The following is a 14,909-nucleotide window of genomic DNA, read 5'->3' as shown; positions in this document are numbered from 1 at the left end:
GTGCGAGACTTCCGCGGGTGAGCACTACGCACTATCTGCGGGAGCGGCTGGCCGAGTTGCGCGGACCGGCCACACCACCACGTCCGCTCGACGCGCGGGCCCTCGCGGCCCTGGCCGCGAACCCCGGCTGCCGCCGCCGGGCCCTGCTCGACGCCGCCGGGATCGACAAGGGGGCGGTCGCGCAGGTGCTGGGCGCGCCCGCCCCCTTCGGGCAGTCCCAGTTCGCCTTCGCCCGCGGCCATGCCTTCGAGGCCCGGGTCAAGGCGGAGAAGTGCGCCGAGCTGCTGCGGCTGCTGGGCGCCCCCGAGGACAGCGGCGCGCTGCTGCCGGACCTGTCGGCCGCCGGCCCCGAGGGCCGTACGGCCAGGACCCGGCTGGCCCTCGCGGAGGCGACCACCGCCGGCTGCTGGACGCTGCTGGACCACCCCCTGCTGACGCTGGACGTGGCGGGCTCGACCGCCTACCTGGAGCCGGACGCGGTGGCGGTCGCGCCGGACGGCGGCTGGACGGTCGTCGAGGTCAAGTCCTTCCCGATCCTGGACGGCGGCGCGGACTCGGTGAAGGTGGGCGCCGCCGCCCGCCAGGCCGCCGTCTACGTGCTGGCGCTGGAACGGCTGGCGCCGACGCTGGAGGAGACACCGGGTCCTGTGCGGGTCTCGCACGATGTGCTGCTGGTGTGCCCCAAGGACTTCTCCAACCTGCCCACCGCCCAGTTCGTCGACGTGCGCAAGCAGCTGTCGGTGACCCGGCGGCAGCTCACCCGGCTGACGCGTATCGAGGAGATCGCCGCGGAACTGCCGGACGGCACCACGTTCGACCTGCGCTGGTCCGAGGACGGCCGGACGCCGACCCGGCCGGCCCCCGAGCTGACCGCCGCCGTCGAGGCGCTCCCCGCCGCGTACTCCCCCGAGTGCCTGGCCGCCTGCGAGCTGGCCTTCCACTGCCGCGGCCGCTCCCGCGCCTGCGGCTCCGTCGAGTCCCTGGGCCGGGGTCTGCGCGGTGAACTGGGCACCCTCACCACGGTCGAGGCCGTGCTGTCCGCCGCCCGGGGCACCGACGCGGCGAGCGCCGCGGCGGATCCGGCCGTCGCCGCGCTGCGCCGCGCCGCCGTCCTGCGCGCCGAGGCGCTCGCCGCGGGAGGTGCCGGATGTCGCTGATCGGGACCCTGGCGCGGGCCGAGGCCGTGGTCGCGGGCCGCGCGCAGCCGTTGGCGACGGTCAGGCACCGGCACCTGTCGCCGCATCCCCTGGTGTTCGTGCCGCTGACCACGGCGGGCGAGGTCGGCGCGCCGCTGGGCGCGCTGATGGGCCGCGACCGGAAGGCGCCGAGCCTCCTGGTGGTGCCGCAGCCGCGCGACCGGGACCTGCGGTTCGACTTCCTCGCGGCGCTGGCGACCACGGTCGTCGCGCACATGGACCGGTACGCGGACGAGGTCGAGACCGAACCGGCGACACGCAACCGCGAGGAGTCCGAGGTCTGCGCGGACGCCCCGCAGATCATCGTGCCGAACGCCGCGGCGGCCGACTACGTCCGGCTGCTCGGCCGCTCCACCCGCTTCCGCCGCACGGCGGAGGAGAATCCCGACGAGCCCTACCCCGTGCCGTCGCGGGTCCCGCTGGCCGGGCGCTGGCTGACGCAGTACGGGGAGCGCGCCCGCACACCCGGCGCCTGCCTGCTGCTGTCGATGACGGAGCTGCTGTCGCGCCACTGGGCGACCGGCCAGAGCAATCTGGAGGACCAGCACCTGGGCGCGCTGCTCGGCTGGATCGACCCTCCCGAGGACATGACCGGCGCGGAGGCGGCCCGCCGCGCGGAGACCGGGCGCGGCGCCGACGGCCTGCTGCTGAGCCCGCCCGCGGGCCCGGCGACCGACCCCGCCTTCGACAACACGGTGCTGGCCCCCGCGATGTCCCGCTTCGACGCGGCCCGCGCGGCGGCGCGGGCGGCGGGCGAGGAGCGGACCCCCGCGACCGCCGTCGCCGAGGCCGAGGTGCGGGGGCTTGTCGAGAGTCAGTTGCGGCCGACCTGGGACGATGTGTGGCGCGGGCTCGACCTGCTGCGGGCGCTGCCCGAGGGCGGGCACGTCGAGGAGCGCTGGAAGCGGGACCGCTGGTCGTTCACCGCGCACCGGGACCGGGTGCGGGCCGGTGAGCCGCCGCAGCCGAAGCGCGACGACGCCATCGCCGCCGCGCAGAAACTGATGGGCCGGGAGACGGCCCAGGTGCGGCTGGAGGCGCAGGAGGCGTTGGACGATCCGCTGGTGATGGCCGGCCGGCGGCTGTCCGGCGAGGCGTTCGCGGGCGAGGTCACCGACGTGGTGATGGCGTACAGCGAGGCGAAGGTGCCGCGCCCGCGCCCGCTGGTGACGGTCGCGACCGCGGACGTGCCGCACTTCGACACCGACGCGAAGCTCTACCGCGCGCTGCCCGGTGGGAAGACCCAGGAGGCGCGCTTCGTGGAGTGGCCCGCGCCGGGCGAGGTCACGGTGCGGCTGCTGAACGGCATGGGCCGCGGCAAGGTCCCCGACGAGGGATCCGTGCCCGCCGCCGGCGACCTCGTGTGCTGGACGCTGTTCGAGCACGCGCCGCGCGGCGGTCCCGAGCTGCCCGACCCCGAGGACACGCCGTGGACGCACGGCGGCCCGCCGCAGTCCGCCGCCCCGCCGGCCGCCCCCGCACCCGATCCCGTCACCGTGGAGGACTTCCTGTGAGCCGCACGACGGAGGACTCACCGCCCCACGGTTCGGCCCGCCCCGCTCCGCGCGACCCCGCGGCCGAGGCGGCGGCGGTCACGGAGGCGATCCTGCGCGACACGCTCCACGGGTCGTCGCGCGGTGTCGTCGTCGACTCCCCGCCGGGCGCCGGCAAGTCGACGCTCGTGGTGCGCGCCGCGCAGGAACTGGCCGCGGCGGGCGAGTCGTTGATGGTCGTCGCGCAGACGAACGCGCAGGTGGACGACCTCGCGGACCGGTTGGCGACCGCCGATCCCGGACTGGCGATCGGACGGTTGCACGGCGCGGAGTCGCCGCCCGATCCGCTGCTCGACCGGCATCCGTCGATCGTGAAGTCCGCGAAGGTGGCCGATCTCGCCCAGCAGAAGGTGGTGATCGCGACCTCGGCGAAGTGGGCGTACGTCAAGACCACCGACCTGACGTCGCCCTGGAGGCACGCGATCGTCGACGAGGCGTACCAAATGCGTTCGGACGCGCTGCTCCAGGTGGCCGGGCTCTTCGAACGGGCGCTGTTCGTCGGTGACCCCGGGCAGCTGGACCCGTTCAGCGTGGTGGGCGCCGACCAGTGGGCGGGGCTGAGTTACGACCCGTCGGCGAGCGCGGTGGTGACGCTGCTGGCGCACAACCCAGGGCTCCCGCAGCACCGGCTGCCGGTGTCGTGGCGGCTCCCGGCGTCGGCGGCGCCGCTGGTGTCGCGGGCGTTCTACCCGTACACGCCGTTCCGCAGCGGCACCGGGCCCGGCGTCCGGCGGCTGTCCTTCGGAGTGCCCTCGCAGGGCACGGGCCCCGACGAGGTGCTGGACGAGGCGGCCGCGTCGGGTTGGGGGCTGCTGGAGCTGCCGGCCCGGCACACTCCCCGGACGGATCCCGAGGCGGTGCACGCGGTGGCCCTGGTGGTGCGGCGGCTGCTGGACCGGGGCGGGGTGACGTTCAGCGAGCGCTCGCAGGAGCCGTCGCCGCTGACCGCGGACCGGATCGCCGTCGGCACGGCCCACCGCGACCAGGCGGCGGCGGTGCGGTCGGCGCTCACCGCGCTGGGCGTGGCCGGGGTCGCCGTGGACACCGCGAACCGGCTGCAGGGCCGGGAGTTCGACGTGACGGTCTTCCTGCACCCGCTGTCCGGCCGTCCGGACGCGACGGCCTTCCACCTGGAGACGGGCCGGCTGTGCGTGCTCGCCTCCCGGCACCGGCACGCCTGCATCGTGGTCTGCCGGGCGGGCGTGGCCCGGCTGCTGGACGAGCATCCGTCGACCGAACCGGTGCAGCTCGGCGTGACGGTGAAGTTCCCCGACGGCTGGGAGGCCAACCACGCCGTTCTGGCGCACCTGGACGAGCACCGGGTCCCCTACCGGACGTAGGGCCGCTGCGGAGCAGCACGTCGGACGGCCCGCAGGCCCTCTTGCGCGGGCGCGGGACAATGGAACGCGCGAATCCCTTGGAGGTAGGTACATGTCAGAGCCGCAGTCGGCTCACGACCGGCGCGACGCCGTCCCGCCGGCGACCGCACGGCGCCTGCGCCCGGCGGAGCTGCTCTTCGAGCCCGCCCAGGCCCTCGCCGACGAGGAGCACTTCTTCGACCTGGAGTCGCTCGACGATCCCCGGCAACTGCTGGCGCGCTCCACGGAGCTGGCGCTGGCCTTCCGCGCGGCGGCCGACCGGGCGACGGAGTACCAGGCGATAGCTGCGGCCCAGTTGGCGGATCCGCGCCGGTTCGACCGGCTGACGTTCGCCGCGATCGCCGAGCAGTCGGGCTGGACCGAGGACTACGCGAAGAAAATGGTCGAGTTCGGGACACGACTGCAGGAGCGGTGACCGGAAGGTGGCTGAAAGCCCTGCCCTGAGCTGGTGATCGTGTCAAGCGATCACGGGCCTTTGGCATATGCGGGTTGCGCAAGGTACCGGATGAGCGTTGTTCCTGTCCCGTATTCGTCCGATTCACTTCGACACAGCGCGATCGGCCGGTACCTCTAGGTGTATGAGCGAATGGCAGTGGGAGACCTGGAGGCACCCGGACTTCGGCGTGGCCGGTGACCCGATGGATCCCGAACGGCAGTCGCACACCGCGTACGTCACCCCGGCGGGCGCGGAGTGGCTCGCCTCCGCCAGCGCTTTCCCACGCAGCGTCCAGGCACTGTGGAGCGCCCGCCCGACGGCGCCCAGCGTGCTGCCGTGCGGCACCGTCTTCGACGTGGTGAACCTCCCCGCGCTCTTCGGCCGCCGGGTGCTGGAGCAGCTGTGGGCCTCGGGGCCCGGGAGCGGGCCGGTGGCGCTGCACCGCGGCCGGGTGCTCCTGCTGGTCGCTCCCGGGTGCGCCCAGCGGCTGCCGTCACTGCTGGGCTGGGAGGAGTGGAGCCACTCGGTACCGCCGCTGATGTGCCACGGGCCGGGGGACGCGGTGACCGTGCCGCCGCTGTACGGCGACGAGACCGGCCTGGACACCGAGGGCGGGTCGTCGCGCTGGGTGGTGGCACCCGACACCCGTCAGCCGTGGCTCCCCGGCCCCGACGTGCTGCTGTGGGCCTGCATCCGGGCGGCCCGCTCCGCCGCCCGCCCGTCCGCTCCCGCGCCGACCCCCACGACCTCCCCGGCCTGATCGGGATATTCGATTTTCGCTCCGCCGGAAGCGGATGCTAATGTCTGTCTCGCAGCACGCGCCGCTAGCTCAGTTGGTTAGAGCAGCTGACTCTTAATCAGCGGGTCCGGGGTTCGAGTCCCTGGCGGCGCACCTACGGTAACTCCGTTGACCTGGGCGTTCCTCCTTCGGGAGGGGCGCCTTTCGTCATTTCGCGGTGCGGCGTGAGAGCAGTGCGTGAGCGGTACGGGAGCGGCCCGGCGCGGTAACAAGGCCAGGGAGAGACCGTCTCCAGGAGGCCCGCATGCCACTGCCGCACTACCGTCCCCCGGACGCGCCGGACGGCGCGCGCGACGATGCACGGCGTCCGCCGTCGCACCGCGTCGGCCGGATGGCGGCGGGCATCCTCGCGGTCACGGTGGTGACCGGCGTCTGGCTGCTGCGCGACGGCACGCAGGAGCGGGAGCCGCCGCTGCCCACCGCGGCCGACGCGGTCTCCACGGCCGGGCGGAACCCGGACGGCGGCAGGCCGCAGGAGGCCGTCCTGCCGCCGCGCGCGACCCCGCTGGCCGCCGCCGACCCCGAACGGATCCGGATCCCGGCCATCGGGGTGGACGCGTCCCTCATGCGGCTCGGACTCGACGCCGCCGGCCGGCTGCAGACGCCGCCGGAGACCGAGCGGCCGCTGGCCGGCTGGTACGCGGGCGGGGCCGCGCCCGGCGCGCCGGGCGGGGCCGTACTCGCCGGGCACGTGGACACCCGCGAGGGCCCCGCCGTCTTCTACCGGCTGGGCGGGCTGCACAAGGGCGACCGGATCGAGGTCGACCGCGCGGACGGCCGTACCGCCGTGTTCACGGTGTACGGCATCGAGGTCTACGACAAGCGGGAGTTCCCCACCGAACGGGTGTACGGCGCGACGCCCGACGCCGAGCTGCGGGTGATCACCTGCGGCGGGGAGTTCAGCAAGGCGGCGGGATACCTGGCCAACGTCGTGGTCTACGCCCGGCTCACCGGCTCCGCCGGACCCGCCTGACCCCATCCGCTTCCGGCGGTCTGCCCACCCCCGGGCGGACCGATCGGCCGGCCCGGGGGCACACCACTGGCAGGCGAGTTCAGTATGTCCTAGTTTAGGAATTTCTGATGGCATGGATAAAACGGTGTGTCACCTTATTGCTCGCGTTCACGACAAAATCCCAGCCCGGCCGCCACTTTGTGTACATGATGTGCTCTCCGGATCCGGCCGCTCTCCCGAGGTGACGCCATGTGGGACTGGTTGGCCGACGCCTACCGGTCGCGGATCGTCGACAACGGCCGCGAACCGCTCTTCCTGCTGCTCGTCGGGTTGATCGGGTCCTTCCTCTTCATCCGCTTCAGCGTGCGGATGATCAGGCGGGGCGTGAGCTGGTGGCCGGGGAACGTCAACCCGGGCGGCCTGCACATCCACCACGTCGTCTTCGGCCAGGCCATGATGCTCATCGGCGGCATCGGCTCCTTCGCGGTACGCGGCGGTGTCGTCGCGCACAACCTCCTGGCCGTGCTGTTCGGCATCGGCTGCGGGCTGGTGCTCGACGAGTTCGCCCTCGTCCTGCACCTGGAGGACGTCTACTGGAGCGAGCAGGGCCGCAAGTCCGTGGACGCGGTGATCCTCGCCGTCGCGGTGATCGGTCTGCTGCTCATCGGGGAGGCCCCGCTGGGCGGCTTCGTCGGCGGGGTCAGCGGCGAGCAGATCGGGGTCGCGGCGGTCCTGCTGGGCTTCGTGGTCATCTGCCTGATCAAGGGCAAGGTGTGGACCGGGCTGATCGGCGTGATGATGCCGCCGGTCGCGATCATCGGGGCGCTGCGGCTGGCCCGGCCGGCCAGCCCCTGGTCGCGCTGGCGCTACCTCTCCCGGCCCCGGCGGCTGGCCCGCTCCGAGCGCCGCGAGGACCGCGTCCACCGGCGGCTGGTGGCGTTCAAGACCACCCTGATGGACGCGGTCGCGGGCGCCCCGCACCTGAAGTCGAAGTCCGAGAGCGCCCCCGTGCCCCGCCCCACCCTGGTCGACATCCCGCCGTCCCGGATCGAGGTGTGGCTGCGGCCGCTGCAGGAGCCCGGGGCGGCGATCGCCGTCTGGTACCTGCGGGCCGCCGCCGTGGTGAACGTCCTCACCGGACTGATCGCGCCTTTCCGCGAACGGGTGCACCGGGCCACCAACGGGGAGTTCTTCACCGCCTTCCTGCTGAGCCCGGGATTCACCGGCGCCGCCCTGGCCTTCCTGCTCGCGGTGACCCTGCGCCGCCGCAAGCGCGCGTCCTGGATCGTCGCCGTAACGCTGGTCTGGGGATACCTGGCGCTGTGCGCGCTGGCGATCGATCTGCTCCCCGAGGCCCGCACGCACCCCTTCAACTGGATCTCCGGCGGCCTCACCCTGCTGCTGGCGCTCTCCCTGCTCGTCTCCCGGCGGGCGTTCAACGTGCGGGGCGAGCGCGGCAACGTCGCCCTCGGAATGGTCTCGCTGCTGATCGGCAGCGTCGTCGCGGTGGGCCTGGGCACCGTCCTGGTGCACGCCACGGACGAAGCGCCGCCCGCGAGTTGGCGCGCCTGCCTGCACTACGCCGTGCTGCGCGTGCTCACCGTCTCCAGTCTGTTCGACCTGCCCGAGATCACCGTGCCCGGCTGGACCGACCTCGCCGTCAACCTGCTGAGCGTCACCCTGATGCTGATGGTGCTGCTCGCCTTCTTCCGCTCCCCGCGCGGCCGCGCCAGGCTCGAACCGTCGGACGAGCTCCGGCTGCGCGAACTGCTCGCCGAGCACGGCGAGCACGACCCGATCGGGTACTTCGCGCTGCGCCGTGACAAGTCGGTGAGCTGGTCCCCCGACGGCCGGGCCGCCGTGCTGTACCGGGTGGTCAACGGGGTGGCGCTGGCCTCCGGGGATCCGATCGGCGACCGCGCGCAGTGGCCGGCGGCGATCGACGGCTGGCTGGCCGATGCCCGCCGGCACGCCTGGATCCCGGCCGTCACCGGGACCGGCGGGGGCGCCGCGGCCGTCTACGAACAGGCCGGACTGAAGTCGCTGGACTTCGGCGACGAGGCGGTGGTCGACGTCGCCGAGTTCGCCGGAACGTATCTGGGCATGTCGGAGGAGGGCGCGGACGGCCGTGCGGCGTTGCGTCCGCTGCGGGAGGCCCGCGGGCTGATCCGCGACGCCGGCTACACCGCCGTCGTACGCCGCCACCGCGACATCCCCCGCGAGGAGATGGCCGGTCTGACCCATCTCGCCGACGCCTGGCGGCGGCACCCCGGCGAACGCGGCTTCTCGGTGGCGCTGGGCCGGCTGGGCGATCCGGCGGACGGCGACTGCGTGATGGTGGAGTGCCGCGACCCGCAGGGGCGGACCTCGGCGCTGCTGAGCTTCGTGCCGTGGGGCCGGCGGGGCCTCTGCCTCGACCTGATGCGCCGCGACCGCGAGTCCGGCAGGGCGCTCATCGACTACCTGATCACCGAACTGCTGCTGCTGGCGCGGGCGGACGCCGAACCGGTGCGGGGCGTCGAGCGGATCTCCCTCAACTTCGCCGTCTTCCGCTCGGTCTTCGAGGAGGACGGCAAGGCCGGCGCCGGCCCGCTGCTGCGGCTGTGGCGCAAGGTTCTCCGGCTGCTCTCCCGCCGCTGGCACCTGGAGGCCCGCTACCGCTCCTACGCCGCCTACCTGCCGCAGTGGCGCCCGCGCCATCTGCTGTACGAGCGGTCCGCCGAGCTGCCCCGGATCGCCGCCGCCACCGCCATGGCCGAGGGCTTCCTGACGGCGCCGCGCCTGCCGCGGCTGGGCGGGGCACCGGCGCCGGCGGCGGCCGGGCCCGTTCACCCGGGCGGCGGTGACGCCGACATCCGGTCCTGATGCCCGGGGCACGTCGCTGACCTGCGCGGGCCCGGCCGGAACGCCCCCTGCGGTGGTCCGTTCGGCGTAGTCCCGGCCGGGCGGCCGACAGGCAACGGGCGCGGCATCCGGGTGTGCTCGGAGGGAGGGCGGGTTCCTGTCCGCCCCGCGGAACACCGTCCGTGAACCCGCCCTGGGAGAGACCCGATGCGCTCACAGCACCTACTCGCCGCCCCCGCCCTCGCCGCGGTCATCGCGCTGAGCCCGGCGGGAGCCGCGTCAGCCGTGTCACCCGAGCCCGTCGTCCCCGTCGAGTCCGTAGAGCCCTCGGCGCCCGCCGAGCTCCTGCAGCCCACCGAGCCCGCCGAACTCACCTCGCCCGCCGTACCCCTCAAGCCGGTGGTGCCCGCCAACCCCGTCATCGTCCAGCCGAACCCGGTCGCCCCCGGCGGCCAGTTCTCCGTGTTCGACGGCGGCAACTGCACCGGCACGTCCGGCGTCGCCACGTTCCGGTCCACCGCGGGCGGTTCCGTCATCCCCCCGGTCACCCTCTCGATGCTCGACAACCAGGTCGGCGGCGTCGGCACGATCCCGGAGGGCACCCAGCCGGGTGAGTACGAGGTCACGGTGACCTGCAAGAACGGTTCCGCGCCCAAGGAGGGCTCGTTCACCGGAACCCTCACCGTCTCGTCCCGCACCCCCAGGGGCGGCGTGCAGACGGGCCTCGGCGGCGGCATCGGCATGAACCCCGCGGAGACCGCGCTGGGCGCCGCCCTCGTCGCCGCCGCGCTGACCGGGACGGTCGTCCTGCGCCGGCGCCGCCGGACCCGGGGCGACGACGACTGAGGCCCGCCCACCGGAGGGCGCGGGCCGGGGTGTCCGGTTGCGGAAACCCCGGGGGCGGCCAGCATGGTCGTATGGAGGAACAACCCCGCTGGAAACGCTCGGTACCGGAGTGGTTCGGGGAGTTCTTCGCCGCGCTCGCCGTGTTCTGCGCCGTACTCGCCGTCATCGGCCCCCTGCACCGCCTCCTCCGTCCCGTGCTCCGCTGGATCGAGATCCTGACGGTGCCGGCATCCGCGAACCTCGCCTACGCGGCGTTCCTGATGCTGCTGGCCGGGGCGCTGGCGGCGCGCAAGCGGGTGGCCTACTGGATCGTCGTGGTGCTCCTCGGGCTGACGGTCCTGGCGAACGTGGTGCTGATCTTCTTCTCGGAGTGGAGCGCCGTACCCGCGCTGCTGATCACCGGCACGGCGCTCGCCGTGCTGGTGATCGCGCGCGGTGAGTTCTCCGCGCGGGTGCGCAAGGGCGCGTTCTGGCGGGCGCTGCTGGTGCTGGTGCTGGGCCTGGTGGCCGGCGTCCTGGCCGGCTGGGCGCTGCTGTCGGTGTTCCCCGGCACCCTCGTCGGGAAGGACCGGCTGCGCTGGTCGGTCAACCGGGTGGTCGGCGGCGTCAACGACCTGCCGTCCGGCATCGGCCATCCACCCTTCTGGACCAACTTCTGGCTCGGTCTGTTCGGCGCGCTCGCCCTGCTCGCCGGCGCCGCCGCGCTGTTCCGCTCGCAGAAGGTCGAAGCGGCGCTGCACGGCGACGACGAGCCGCGGATCCGCGCCCTGCTGGCGAAGTACGGGGAGCAGGACTCACTCGGCTACTTCGCCACCCGGCGCGACAAGTCCGTGGTCTTCTCGTCCAGCGGCAAGGCCGCCATCACCTTCCGCGTCGAGATGGGCGTCTGCCTGGCCAGTGGTGATCCGCTGGGCGACACCGAGGCGTGGGGCCCCGCCATCGAGGCGTGGCAGGAGCACGCGGCGCGGTACGGGTGGGTGCCGGCCGTGATGGGCGCGGGCGAGGAGGGCGCGAAGGCGTACTCGCGGGCCGGTCTCGGCGCCCTGGAGCTGGGCGACGAGGCGGTGCTGGAGGTCGGCGGCTTCGATCTGGGAGGCCGCGAGATGCGCGGCACCCGACAGGCCGTCAACCGGGTGCGGCGCACCGGTGCGACGAGCCGGATCCGCCGCCACCGCGAGCTGTCGGCCGAGGAGCTGAGCGAGGTGGTGGCGCGGGCGGACGCCTGGCGCGGCACCGACACCGAGCGCGGCTTCTCGATGGCGCTGGGCCGGCTCGGCGACCCCGCGGACGGCGACTGCCTGCTGGTGGAGGCGCTGGACGACGCGGGACAGGTCATCGCGCTCCTGTCGTTCGCGCCGTGGGGCCGGGCCGGGGTCTCACTGGACGTCATGCGGCGCGATCCCGCCGCACCCAACGGGATCATGGAGTTCATGGTGACGGAGCTGGCCGCGCAGTCGCCCCGGCTCGGCATCCGGCAGATCTCGCTGAACTTCGCGGTCTTCCGCTCGGTCTTCGAGGAGGGCGCCAGGATCGGTGCGGGGCCGGTGCTGCGGCTGTGGCGGCGGCTGCTGCTCTTCTTCTCCCGGTGGTGGCAGCTGGAGGCGCTGTACCGGTCGAACGTGAAGTACCAGCCGCAGTGGTACCCGCGCTTCCTCTGCTACTCGGAGGCGAAGGACCTGGCCCGTATCGGCCTGGCCTCCGGTATCGCGGAGGGTTTCGTGGAGATGCCGCGGCTGCGCTTCTGGCGGGACCGGGGCGGCGCGGAGGTCCCGGCCGCGATGCCGGTGTTCATCCCGCTGGAGGAGGCCGCGGAGGCCGCCGCCGACCTGTCGGCGGCCGGGCCGGGCCGGTCGGCCGGCCCCGGACGCCCGGAGCAGGTGCGCGTCAGGCTGCGGAAGCTGGAACGGCTGCGGGAAGCGGAGAGCGACCCGTACCCGCCCGGCGTCGAGCCGACGCACACCCTGGCCGCCGCCGCGGCGGCGCCCGCCGGCACCGGGGTACGGCTGGCGGGGCGGGTGCTGCGGCTGCGCGACCACGGCGGCGTGCTCTTCGTGACGCTGCGGGACTGGTCGGGCGACCTGCAGATCCTGCTGGACCGCGACCGCTTCACCACTGCCGGGATGCGCTCCTTCGCCGCCGACGTCGACCTGGGCGACCTGCTGGGCTTCGAGGCCGTGATGGGCGTGAGCCGGGCCGGCGAGGTGACCGCCGACGCGCACACGTGGCGGCTGAACGCCAAGTGCCTGCACCCGCTGCCCGACAAGCGGCGCGGCCTGACCGATCCGGAGGCCCGGGTCCGGCAGCGCTACCTCGACCTGGTGGTCAGGCCCGACGCCCGAGACGTGCTGCGGGCCCGCAGCGCGGCGGTGCACTCGGTGCGCGAGTCGCTGGTGGACCGCGGGTACCTGGAGGTCGAGACGCCGATGCTGCAGCCGGTGCACGGAGGCGCCAACGCCCGCCCGTTCACCACCCACATCAACGCCTACGACCTGGACCTGTACCTGCGCATCGCCCCGGAGCTGTACCTCAAACGGCTCTGCGTCGGCGGTGTCGAGAAGGTCTTCGAACTCGGCCGCACCTTCCGCAACGAGGGCGTGTCGTACAAGCACAACCCCGAGTTCACGATGCTGGAGGCGTACCAGGCCTACGCCGACTACGACACGATGCTGGACCTGACCCGTGAGCTGATCCAGCGGGCCGCGACCGCCGCCAACGGCTCGCAGACCGCCCGCCGGGACGGCGGTGACGTCGACCTGTCGGGACTGTGGCCGGTGCGGACCGTCAACGACGCGATCTCGCAGGCGCTCGGTGAGGAGGTCACCGCCGACACCCCGCCCGAGGCGCTGCGGCGGCTCTGCGACCGCGCGGGCGTGCCGCACTCCCCCGGCGACGGGCGCGGCGACATCGTGCTGGAGATGTACGAGCGGCTGGTCGAGGAGCGCACCACCCTCCCGACGTTCTACAAGGACTTCCCGCTGGACGTCTCCCCGCTCACCCGGCAGCACCGCGGCGACCCCCGGCTCGCGGAGCGCTGGGACCTGGTCGCGTACGGCACCGAACTGGGCACCGCCTACACGGAGCTCACCGACCCGGTGGAGCAGCGGCGCCGGCTCACCGAGCAGTCGCTGCTGGCGGCGGGCGGTGACGCCGAGGCGATGGAGCTGGACGAGGACTTCCTGACCGCCCTGGAGTACGCGATGCCGCCGACCGGGGGGCTGGGCATCGGCGTCGACCGCTTGGTGATGTTCCTTACCGGCCGCTCGATCCGCGAGACCCTGCCGTTCCCCCTGGTCCGCCGCCGCTGATCTGCGGATATACCGGTCGTGGCGGAACACGCCACTGCTCAGTCTTGACCGAACGGACGAGGTCGCCCGCCGCGGCCTGCGCTTACGGTGGAACGACGGAACAACGAGCGGGCCGGTCCGGGCGGACCGGCCCTTTCGGGTCGCGAGTGCATCGATGGAGGTACAACTGTGGCGCTGAGCAGCGCGAAGAAGACGACCGCCACGACCCTGGGGGTGACGCTCGCGGGAGCCGCCCTGGCGGCCTGCGGCGGCCAGCAGGGCACCCAGGCGGCTCCCGTCTCCTCCCCGTCGCCCACTCCTTCGGCCACCATCCCCCACCAGACCCGGACGGGCACGCCACCCGCCACGTCCTCGCCACGCGCCCCGTCCGCGCGGCCCACCCGGTCCTCGCCGTCCGCCACGAGTTCGGCGACCGTCCCGTCCGACGACGCGCCCGGCGGCCACCGCGTCAGCCGGGAGATACAGCACGGGCTGGAGGACGGCGGCAAGGCCGTGGCCCTCACGTTCGACGACGGGCCCGACCCGCACTGGACGCCGCAGATACTGGCGCTGCTCGCCCGGCACCACGCCAAGGCCACCTTCTGCGAGATCGGCCCGAACGCCCAGGCCCACCCCGCCGTCGTGCGGCAGATCACCGCGGCCGGCCACCGGCTGTGCGACCACTCGGTGCACCACGACGAGCACCAGAGCTCCAAGTCCGCCGACTACAACCGGCACGAGATCCTGGACGCCCGGCAGCAGATCGCCGACGCGGCGGGGCCCGGCGCCGAAGTGCCGTACTACCGGGCGCCCGGCGGGGACTTCAAGCCGTGGATACGGGAGATAGCCGCAGGTCACGGGATGCGCCCGCTGGGCTGGACCTCGGACTCCGACGACTGGAAGCGGCCCGGGGCGGCCGCCATCGTGCACCACGTCAACGCCAACCTCGCGCCCGGCGCGATCGTGCTGATGCACGACGGCGGCGGCGACCGCTCGCAGACGGTGCAGGCGTTGTCGCAGCTGCTGGACCAGCTCGACGCGCAGCACTACACCTACAGCTTCCCCGGGCGCTGACCCTCCCGCGCCGCCGTCTTCCGCCGCCCAGGACCCGGTGGCGGGGTAGCGTGCGAGAGGCGTTTCCCGCTCTCTCTTGGAGGCTTGTGACCATGGCAACCACCCGCACCGCGACCACCCAGTGGAAGGGCGCCCTCCTCGACGGCTCCGGCACCGTCTCCCTCGACTCCTCCGGGGTCGGCAGCTACGAGGTCTCCTGGCCCTCGCGCGCCGAGGCGGCCAACGGCAAGACGAGCCCCGAGGAACTCATCGCGGCCGCGCACTCGTCCTGCTACTCGATGGCCCTGTCCCACGGCCTCGCCGGCGCGGGCACCCCGCCGGAGTCCGTGAACACGAAGGCCGACGTGACCTTCCAGCCGGGTGAGGGCATCACCGGCATCGTCCTGTCCGTCAAGGCCCACGTACCCGGCATCAGTGCCGAGGACTTCCAGACGGCGGCCCAGGACGCGAAGGCCAACTGCCCCGTCAGCAAGGCCCTGGCCGGAGTGAACATCACCCTGAACGCCGAACTCCTCGCCTGACACCGCCGTACGACCCGTACCGTTC

At 73.7% G+C, this 14,909-nt stretch carries 11 protein-coding genes and 1 tRNA gene; all 12 read left to right on the top strand.

Going from position 1 to position 14,909, the window contains the following annotated elements; translation table 11 throughout:
* Window positions 1-17 precede the first annotated feature (17 nt).
* Complete coding sequence (locus tag O3X23_RS05770) at window positions 18-1,157, top strand: hypothetical protein (RefSeq protein WP_269270027.1); 1,140 nt, start codon at window positions 18-20, stop codon at window positions 1,155-1,157.
* Complete coding sequence (locus O3X23_RS05765) at window positions 1,148-2,710, top strand: hypothetical protein (protein ID WP_269270026.1); 1,563 nt, start codon at window positions 1,148-1,150, stop codon at window positions 2,708-2,710. The genes O3X23_RS05770 and O3X23_RS05765 overlap by 10 nt, the downstream gene beginning before the upstream one ends.
* Window positions 2,707-4,089, top strand: coding sequence for an AAA family ATPase (locus tag O3X23_RS05760; RefSeq protein WP_269270025.1), 1,383 nt, complete (start codon window positions 2,707-2,709; stop codon window positions 4,087-4,089). Before O3X23_RS05765 ends, O3X23_RS05760 begins: the two co-directional genes overlap by 4 nt.
* Before the next feature lie 91 nt (window positions 4,090-4,180).
* Window positions 4,181-4,543, top strand: coding sequence for a hypothetical protein (locus O3X23_RS05755; RefSeq protein ID WP_269270024.1), 363 nt, complete (start codon window positions 4,181-4,183; stop codon window positions 4,541-4,543).
* A gap of 163 nt (window positions 4,544-4,706) precedes the next feature.
* Window positions 4,707-5,324 carry a bifunctional DNA primase/polymerase gene (locus O3X23_RS05750; RefSeq protein ID WP_443047775.1) on the top strand — a complete coding sequence of 206 codons (618 nt, stop codon included), beginning with the start codon at window positions 4,707-4,709 and terminating at the stop codon, window positions 5,322-5,324.
* A gap of 58 nt (window positions 5,325-5,382) precedes the next feature.
* Window positions 5,383-5,456: transfer RNA gene (locus O3X23_RS05745), tRNA-Lys, on the top strand.
* Window positions 5,457-5,694: 238 nt separating this feature from the next.
* Entirely contained in the window at window positions 5,695-6,336 is a 642-nt protein-coding gene (locus tag O3X23_RS05740; protein WP_269270099.1) for a class F sortase, read from the top strand.
* A gap of 228 nt (window positions 6,337-6,564) precedes the next feature.
* Complete coding sequence (locus O3X23_RS05735) at window positions 6,565-9,180, top strand: phosphatidylglycerol lysyltransferase domain-containing protein (RefSeq protein ID WP_269270023.1); 2,616 nt, start codon at window positions 6,565-6,567, stop codon at window positions 9,178-9,180.
* A gap of 186 nt (window positions 9,181-9,366) precedes the next feature.
* The gene (locus O3X23_RS05730) at window positions 9,367-10,005 is read left to right on the top strand and encodes a hypothetical protein (protein WP_269270022.1); all 639 of its coding nucleotides are present in this window, start codon (window positions 9,367-9,369) and stop codon (window positions 10,003-10,005) included.
* Between the two features lie 71 nt (window positions 10,006-10,076).
* Window positions 10,077-13,310, top strand: a complete 3,234-nt coding sequence (lysX, locus tag O3X23_RS05725) for a bifunctional lysylphosphatidylglycerol synthetase/lysine--tRNA ligase LysX (RefSeq protein ID WP_269270021.1) — start codon at window positions 10,077-10,079, stop codon at window positions 13,308-13,310.
* Window positions 13,311-13,478: 168 nt separating this feature from the next.
* Window positions 13,479-14,363 (top strand): polysaccharide deacetylase family protein, encoded by an 885-nt coding sequence (locus tag O3X23_RS05720; protein WP_269270019.1) that lies wholly within the window; start codon window positions 13,479-13,481, stop codon window positions 14,361-14,363.
* Window positions 14,364-14,455: 92 nt separating this feature from the next.
* Complete coding sequence (locus tag O3X23_RS05715; RefSeq protein ID WP_269270018.1) at window positions 14,456-14,884, top strand: OsmC family protein; 429 nt, start codon at window positions 14,456-14,458, stop codon at window positions 14,882-14,884.
* Window positions 14,885-14,909 lie beyond the last annotated feature (25 nt).

This window comes from Streptomyces sp. H39-S7 (genome assembly GCF_027158205.1).
Taxonomy (GTDB): domain Bacteria; phylum Actinomycetota; class Actinomycetes; order Streptomycetales; family Streptomycetaceae; genus Actinacidiphila.
This window is presented reverse-complemented; position numbering and strand designations above follow the sequence as displayed.